The sequence below is a fragment of the Microcoleus sp. AT3-A2 genome (genome assembly GCF_036705685.1).
GTDB lineage: Bacteria > Cyanobacteriota > Cyanobacteriia > Cyanobacteriales > Microcoleaceae > Microcoleus.
Genome location: NZ_JAUBVF010000009.1, coordinates 1 through 9,319 on the forward strand (window position 1 = coordinate 1; position 9,319 = coordinate 9,319).

Below are 9,319 nucleotides of genomic sequence, written 5' to 3' on the forward strand. Positions count from 1 at the left end.
TTAGCAGGCATTCACTTTTTCTGAATATCATTATGTTATATTATACCAATATGCGTTTTAAATGCACAACAGCTTAATGCCTACATTTACATCCTGAACTGCCGTCCCACTATAGTTAGGGTCTGAACTGATAACAGTGTGACCTATCTTGCCGCTGTGTGCGCCTTCCGCTGTGCTATCGTCGGTAGCGGTGACAGTGATTTTTTTCCCGATATACCAGTTAGTGCTGTTGAAATTAATCTCAGAAATCGGATTAATTTGACTGCCTGTATCGAAGTTGAGCTTAACGTCTGCATTCGGTTGGCTGTTGAGCTTGACTGTATAACTGCCCGTCGCGCCGCCTTCTGTAGCAGTTGTACTCGTAGGTGCAATGATCACACCTGCTGTGTCGTTGTCGGTAATAGCTACATTTACATCCTGAATTGCCGTGCCACTATAGTTAGGGTCTGAACTGCCAACAAAGTGAGAAATCGTGCCAGTGTGTGCGCCTTCGGCTATGCGATCGTCGGTAGCGGTGACAGTTACTGGTTGGGCAACATTCCAGTTAGTGCTGTTGAAATTAATCCCGGAAATCCCATTAATCTGACTGCCTGTATTAAAGATGAGGTTAACAGGTTCATTCGGTTGGCTGTTGAGCTTGACTGTATAACTGCCCGTCGCACCGCCTTCTGTAGCAGTTGTACTCGTAGGTGCAATGCTCACACCTGCTGTGTCGTTGTCGGTAATCGCTACATTTACATCCTGAACTGCTGTGCTGCTATACTTAGTGTCCGCACTCTTAACAAAGTGAGAAATAATACCCGTGTGGGTGCCTTCGGCTTTGCTATCGTCGATAGCAGTGACTGTGACTGTTTGGGGAACATTCCAGTTACTGCTGTTGAAATTAATCTCAGAAATGGGATTAATTTGACTGCCTGTATCGAAGCTGAGGTTAACATCTGCATTCGGTTGGCTGCTGAGCTTGACTGTATAACTGCCCGTTGCACCGCCTTCTGTAGCAGTTGTACTCGTAGGTGCAATGCTGACACTTGCTGTGTCGTTGTCCGTAATAGCTACATTTACATCCTGAACTGCCGTGCCGCTATACTTAGGGTCTGTACTGGTAACAGTGTGAGCGATCGTGCCGCTGTGCGTACCTTCGGCTTTGCTATCGTCGGTAGCAGTGACAGTGATTGTTTGGGGAACATTCCAGTTAGTGCTGTCAAAGGTAACAGGCGCGATCGCATTTATTTGACCTCCGGCATTAACAAATTTAATTGTAACAGAGGCCTTCGGCTGTGACGTTAACTTGATCGCATAACTGCCCGTCGCGCCACCTTCTGTAGCAGTTGTTGCCGTAGGAGTAATAGAAATACTAGCGGTATCATTGTCCTTATTGCTGAGGCTAACATCCGCTACATCTTTGTTGCTGTAATTCGGATCTGTACTCTCAGTAGCCTCCGTGACAATTTTGTAATCAATATCGCCGTCAGCAATGCTATCCTCAACCCCTGTTACTGTTACTGGTTGCGGTGTCTTCCAGTTAGCCGGAGTGAAAGTTAAGATATTAGTCGAAACAGTTGCCTCGGCAACATTATCCGTGTTCAATTTGATAGTCACATCAGCCGTTGGCTGAGTATTCAAAACCACAGTAAAATTAGCCTTGGTGCCATCTTCACCAGTAGTTAATCCGGCCGTCGGATTCACCGTAATTCCCGGAATTTCATCGTCACTGTTGGTGACGGTGACATCATCAGGATTGACGTTGTTGTAATTAATATCGGTACTCCCAGCAGCAGCCGTGACAATTTTGTAAGGTTGAGGGCCATCAGCTACTAAATCGTCAACACCACTCACCGTTATTGTTTGCGGTTGATTGTAGTTAGCAGGAGTGAAAGTTAAGCGATTAGTTGAAACTGTTCCTTCTGTAACATTGGAACTACTCAAATCGATCGCAACATCAGCAGTGGGTTGAGAGTTGAGTTTGACAGTGAACGTAGCAGTGCCACCCAATTCACTTGTAGTTAATGCTGTTGGGTTAATAGTAAAGCCAGCCGTATCATCATTAGTAATAGTTGTGGTAGCGGTAGCAGTGGTAATTGTCGGTGTTACGCCTGGGCTTGTGGGACTTGAAAGGGTGACGGCAATGGTTTCGTCGGGTTCAGCTAGGGTGTCGCCTAATACATCCAGAGTAATGGTTTTGGATGTTTCATCGGCGGCAAAATTAATTGTGCCCGTAGCAGTAGTTGCCCCTGAAGTGCCGCCGATGTTGTTGTAATCGCTGACGTTTGTAGCTGTTCCGGCGATCGTATAATTGACGCTACTTGCCCCGCCCGTGTTGCCGCTGCGAGTCGCAGTGAAAGTCAGAGGTTTTGTGCCGCTATTGCCTTCAGGAATGCTGGCAGTACCAGCGGCAATGGCATAAGAAACAGTACCGTTTGCTGCAATAGTTAATGTTGTTTGTTTGGTTGTACCGGCAACGCCTCCGGTGATTGTGCCAAAGTTGAGGATTGCGGTTTCGGCGTTTTCCGGGAGATTGTCTGGTTTGATAGTAACTGCAACATTCTGGGTGAGAGTAGTAGTGCCGGCGGGGAAAGTAATAGTAGTAGGCGAAAAGGTGTAGTCTGAATTTTCGGTGGCTGTGCTGCTGGGGTCGATGACAATTGGTACAACTACATTCCTCAAAGGAGTGCCGCCGCTGAGAGTAACGGGAATTACTGTATCCCCAGAGCCTTCTGTACCGCTGTAAGTGGTCGCGCCGAAATTGACTGTATTGGGTATATTTAGCAGAATTGAAACGTTGTCTGAATTAAAGTTTGTCACCGCTAAATCGGGCAAATTATCCCTGTCCAAATCTTTTGGAGTAACAGCACTAGGACCAGATCCCGCATCAAAATCAACAGGTGCACTGAATGTGCCGTTGCCATTTCCCAACAAAGCTGAAACCTTATTCAATCCATTTTTAGCTACAACCAAATCTTGATTGGAGTCGCCGTCGAGATCCGCCACAGTGAGGAAAGTGGGACTCGACCCCACGGGAATTTCCGTAGTAGTAGTAAAGCCCCCACTACCATTCCCCAGCAAAATTGAGATGCTGTTAGAACCAAGATTTGCCACAGCCAAGTCGAGGAAGTCGTCATTGTCAAACTTCTCCACAGCCATAGAAGATGGTCGCAACCCCACTGTAATATTATTGGCAGCGCCAAAACTGCCACTACCATCGTTCAGTAGAATTGAAACCAGGTTAGAACCATTGTTATAGCTCGTCACAGCCAAGTCTTTTCCGTTCTTGCCGTCAAAGTCACCGACGGCAATAGATTGAGGGAATACCCCTACCAAAAAGTTTTGAGGAGGCGCAAAAGTGCCATCAGGATTCTGCAATAGAATTGAGACGACACTATTAGTATTGGGGGAACCCGTGGCACGATTAGTTGCTAAGGCTAAGTCTGGCCTGCCATTACCATCAAAATCTTCCACAGCAATGTATTTAGTGAAAATCAGCGAGTCGAAAGATAGATCGACGGGAGCACCCAAGCCAGTGTTACTCCCATAAAAAATTGATACAGAACCATTGCTATTATCTACAACCAAGTCGTCATATTCATTTTTATCAAAATTAGCGACAGCGAGGGCAGTTGTCCCCCGTGGCAACAGAGTAGAGGTGCCAAAGCTACCCGTGCCATCTCCTAACAGAATTGATGTGCCAGATAGATAAGGTTTGCCAAAACCGCCGCCGGAAGCGTTACTGTTCGCCACAGCTAAGTCTTTGTTTCCGTCGCCGTCAAAATCTCCGACGCCGACGAAGACAGGATCTGATTCCACGGGAAAGTTAGTCGCAGCACCAAAACTATTCAAAACATACTCGTAAGCTGCTAATACTTCGGGTTCAAATACCAGCGATTTTTCTATTTTCCCGGTTCTGACTTCTAATTCCCAGTCGCCGCCTTTTGTTACACTTCCCGTGAGGTTTTGGGAAGCCGCAACCGATGCCCCGGTTAACTCACTCAAGCGTTTGACAAATGCTTTACCTGTCTCGCCTGCTGCTACACAGCACCCGTACAGCAGGATATTCCGTCGATTTTTGCTCCTTGAGTCGGTTTGTGGCGAAAACCATTGCTGTAGAGCATCCCGATCGCACTCTATATCATCTAAACTCAAGCTACCCTCGCCCAATTGCAAGCTGCCCGGAGCACCGTGAGAAACGATGTGAATGCGGTCAATATTAGTACGAAGAGCTAAAATTTGAGTAATTTGGTCGATCGCATCCCGGTTCCCATCCAAAACGACTACTTCCGTACCCGGTTTTACCCCGGCAATCAAACTTTGATAATTTTCTACTTTCGGATCTATAAAGGCGATCGCACTTGGTGAAACTTGATTATTTAAATTTGGCATACTGCACCTACTAATAACTAAAAAAAGACAATGATTCACCTGTTTCGCGACTTACGCCCGAAACACTTTCTGAAGGTTGTAGTAACAATAACTGTTTTTTCTAAAAATCTATATAAAGTTTTCTTTATAAAGACTTTTTTAATTAAAGTTTTGATAAAGATGGGGAATTTTATTAAGTAATATTACGGATGAGCCATCGCGAGGTGGATGATATAACACAAAAACACTTCAATAGCAAGTGTGATTAGACTGAAATATTAAGAACGGGATTTTTGATAGATATCTGCGATGCGGTTGGGCCGTTCGTTTCAACCTTTGGTGGACTTTCGGGCATGGGTGGGGGCGGGTTTACGAGATAATTGGTATTAGGCAATTATCTCGTAAACCCGCCCCTAAAACTTATTCATTACCATCTTTACGGGCGATTCCCTACGGGATAGCTTCGCTTCACGTACTTACTTTAAACTCCGATAAAATAAGTGCTTGAACCGATACCTTTCTTAAATCAACCCGAAATTAACGGCACTGATACTGCTAGCAGAAACACCACCCAGAGAAGCTAAAATCTCCCCTGTTTGTGCCAAGCGGATTAAAGTTGCACCGCTATCTTGAGCAATAGCCAATTGCGAGAAACTCAGCCCGTTACCCAATACTAACAAGTCTGTACCCACTTCAAAGTCAGCAACAGTATCAGTACCGGAATTGGTAGAGAGTAGGAATTTATCTAATCCCCTTCCTCCTACCAAAGTATCACTTCCCAAACCGCCCGCCAGTAAATCATCTCCCTTACCTCCGTAAAGAATATCATTACCATCATCGCCATTCAAAATGTCAGCACCACGGTTGCCAAACAAAGCATCATCACCGCTACTTCCGAGGATTGTATCGCTACCTTTGCCACCGAAAATAGTGTCATTCCCCAGACTTCCATCGAGGGAATCATTGCCCCTCATTCCCATCAACACATTATTCCCGCTGTCGCCAGTCAGGATATCGTCGCCATTGGTACCGAGAATTGCATCCGGGGAATTGCTGCCCAAATCTGCATCACCGCTGACAACAGGAGTTGCAATCCCAGTCGGCAATACTACAGCTTCAATTCTGCTATCTAAAGCAGTACCAGTGTTGTCAGCAACTAGCTGGGAAATAGGTTTATTTCCGGTACCAACTTCTTTGAAGTCTTGAGTAGTTGGGCCCAAGGCTACTTGTTGGAGGCGGGCAAGTGATTCAGGAATTGATGTTCCTGTTGGGTTGGAGACAGCCGCATCAATGCGCTGATTGGCTGTTGCCATTACTGTCGCGGATTGCGATGTAATTTGGCTGACTTGTTGAGTGTTGAAACTGGGGTCTATTTGCTGGATTTTCGCGGCTGCTTGCTGAATGATTGGTTCTAAAGCTGCGGCATTGCTGAGGTTTAAGACTGTACCGGATTGAATTTGATTGGTAATTGAACTGACAACAGCCTTGACAAGATCGTGACTAGCTGCACTGGAAGCACCGTCAATCAAAGCGCTGGTTTGAGTGATGAAGTTTTGGACTTTCACCATTGCGGATAAGACTTGGACGCCGCCGGGTTGGTTGTTATTGGTTGCTTCTATGGGGTCTAAGCTAGTTAGGTCAACTTCAGCGGGGAGAGAAAGGGCTGCTTTGACTAAAGATTGGGCTTCTTCTGGTTCAATTCCTTTGTCGGTTAAGTCGGCGATTAAGGTGGTTAGGAGGGTGACGACACTAGAATCTGGTGGTGCGGTGACTGGTGTTTCTAGGGGTAATCCGGTGGCGGTGTCAGTGCCTCCTGTGGCTACTAGATTGCCTTCTGATGGGTCGATTTCTCCGTTTTTGTTGGTGTCGAAAGTCTCGAAGGGGATGTTGAGATTGAATTTACCGCCGGAATCGGTTGTGGTGGATGGTTCGTTGGTGTCGAGGATGCCGTTTTTGTTCGCGTCTAGGAAGAGGGTTGCACCGGAAATATAACCGTCGATAACTACGCCGTTGGGACCAAATGTCAGCAACATACCCTGAAATGGACGCGTAAGGTCATTGTCGCTGACACTAAGACCCGCCCTGTCTGTTGCTGTTAACTTGATTGTTAACTGCTGCAGTTTAGGACTTGTGCCGCTGAGTGTGCGGGTATCTGGGTTGAAAGTGAGCCAACTTGGCAGGGGACTGCCGTCCATCAGAGTTGCTGTGTAGGTCAGTTGGTCGCCCGGATCGGGGTCAGTGAACGTATTTTCTGGGAAGGTGTACTCGAACGTTGATGAACTGCTCGACTTGATGTACTGGTAATGCCACGGGGTGGTAGTCGGGCCGTAGTTGAAGACAGGAGGGTTGTTGGCAACTGTGGTAAAACTCCCTTCTTCGGCAAAGGGTGAACCGGCCCAAGCAGTGTCGATCGCCTGTACGCTCCAGTAATATGTCTTATCTGGAGACAAATCTTTGAGCTGCCACTGGGTGTTTTGATTGGCATTACCTAGCCCTACAACTTGCCGAGTTCCGTCATTGAGAGACATCGGGGCGAGAATGTCGCTGCCCCCAGGCGTCGTGCCAACTCGCAGGTTGTAGCTTAAACCATCAGCAGGAGTTTGAGCATCAGTTGCTTTGTTCCATTTGAAGGTAACTTCTTGGCCATCGGGATCAGCCGACAGCCCTGTGGGTGCAGTGGGAGGAGTGTTTGCGATCGCAGTATTGCTGCGGTACACTTGGTTGCCCAGCAAAATATCCAATTTGCCGTCACTGTCGTAGTCTCCCCAAGATCCCTGACCGTCACCAGTCACTCCAGCACTGATATCTTCGCTAAAGCCATTGCCAGTGTTGCGGTAAACTTTGCTGTCGAGCAAGATATCGAATTTGCCGTCGTTGTCGTAGTCTCCCCAAGCTGCGGAATTACTTCCTGGCAATACGGCTGTAGTGTCTTCGCTAAAGCCACTGCCTGTGTTCCGATACACTTTAGTGATGTTGCCAGAATCTGAATTACCCGCTAGCAAGATATCCAAATCGCCATCATTGTCATAGTCTCCCCAAGCTGCCGAACCATTAGAAACACCGGGCAAGGCGGCAGTCGTGTCTTCGCTAAAGCCGCTGCCAGTATTGCCAAACACCTTGGCTATTTTGCCTGAAACACTATCGCCCGTTAGCAGGATATCGGGTTTGCCATCCTTGTTATAGTCCCCCCAAGCAGCCGAACCGTTGAGAACACCAGGGAGTTGGGTAGTAATATCTACCGTCAAAACTATATCGCTCTTCCCAGTATTGCGGTACAGTAAGCTTGCGTTTTCCAGGGTACTAAACGTACCGTCTGCATTTTCATTCGTGATACTTTGTTGGGTGGCATTCAGGAGATCGAGTTTGCCGTCGTTGTTGTAGTCTGCCCACGATTGGGAGCTACCTGTGGGACTTGTCTGCTCGCTGTTTAAAGCAGTTGGGCCGTAAATTTTGAGTAAGTTTGGTGGTTGCGGTGAGGGATATTTTTGACTGAGTAGTGCATTTATTTGCAAAGCAAAATTTAGCTGGCCGTCATTATCGTAGTCTCCCCAAGATGCGGCATCGGCTAACTCTAAGGAGTAGCCACTGTCAGCGGTAAAGGTACTGCCAGTATTGCGGTACAACGAAGTACCAGTAAAGGAAAGATTGCTACCGGGATTGCTCAGAAGCTGAAAACCTCCTGCTGCGATAAAATCCAGTTTCCCATCACCGCTGTAGTCTCCCCAATCGCTAATTGCTCCGCCGTTGAAATAATTCGAGATTTCCGTATTGATTTTGTTGAAAGTGTAACTGCGTTCGAGATTAGTCACGCTTACATCTTGAGGATCGAGACCTGAGTACACAAAATTTGGAAAAAAGCCCCCACTGTCTGCAAAGTCGCTGCTTATAGCCGGGTCGAGGATTATTTTGTAGGGACGATCGCCATCAGATTGATTATCGTTAATACCCTTGATTGTGACAGTCTGAGCTGTATCCCAATTATCAGGAGTGAACTTCAGCGTCGATACAGAAACAGTTCCTTCTGCCGTGTTGTCACTGCTGACTGGGATGACAACATCAGCCATAGGTTGCTGAGTCAACACAACACTGAAATTAGCAGTGTCGCCTGCTTCTGTTGTAGTCAACTCGCTTGTTGGCCCAACGACAATCTGAGGATATTGATTGTAGGGATAGTCGTCATAAACGAACATATTGGTGAGACTGACATCAGAGGCATCTAGACCTGAGTATTTACTGTCATCGCTGCTCGCAGGGGCGGTAAGGATCGTGTAAGGTCGGTTAGCGGCAGCAGAGAAAGTACCACCCTCTCCTTTTACCGTTACCTCCTGGGGAATATTCCAGTTGTCAGGTGTAAAGGTAACTCCTGGAGTGGAGAGACTACCCTCTGCAGGATTTTGAGGAGAAACATTCAAACCGATCAAAACTTCGCCCGTCGGCTTGCTATTAAGTGCGAGGGTAAATTTGGCTTTTGCACCTGTTTTAGTGGTGATTAATCCGTTGGTGGGGGAGACGGTGATGCCTGGGTTAGCAGCAGTGTCCGAATCCAAATCTGAAGAACTGTCACCAGATAGGGGCCTGTCCTCAGATGTGGGTATGGTGTTACCCCTGTTAACAACAGTGGCATCCGGTGCATTGAGGCCGTTGTAGTTACTATCCGCACTCACAGCAGGGGCAGTGACAATCTGATAACTCTTATCGAAGTCAAATACTCGATCGTCCACACCCGTTATCGTAATCGGCTGCCACTGATTCCAATTAACAGAATTGAAGGTAATCGAGTCCGTTGAAATTACTCCCTCTGCCTCATTGCTGCTACGCAAATCAATTTTTACATCCGCAGTAGGTGGGCGGTTGAGTTTGATGGTGAAAGTGTCTGTGCCACCTGCTTCTGTAGTTACTAATCCCGATGCCGGACTAATAACAATGCCGGGACTTCCAAGTATTGGTTCTGGTGTAGTGCCACCAC

2 protein-coding genes are annotated in these 9,319 nt (G+C 47.1%); both read right to left on the bottom strand.

All coding sequences use genetic code 11. The features are described 5' to 3' along the window. Window positions 1-57 precede the first annotated feature (57 nt). A complete protein-coding gene (locus QUB37_RS07815) occupies window positions 58-4,374 on the bottom strand; it encodes a DUF4347 domain-containing protein (protein ID WP_333160678.1) in 4,317 nt (1,438 codons plus the stop codon). Between the two features lie 500 nt (window positions 4,375-4,874). Continuing rightward, window positions 4,875-9,319 (bottom strand): FG-GAP-like repeat-containing protein (locus QUB37_RS07820; RefSeq protein WP_333160680.1); only part of this gene is annotated, 4,445 nt, incomplete at its 5' end.

What these genes read in the sequence shown, in the direction of transcription:
- QUB37_RS07815 (WP_333160678.1), bottom strand. Translation starts at nt 4,374, where the DNA reads ATGCCAAATTTAAATAATCAAGTTTCACCAAGTGCGATCGCCTTTATA.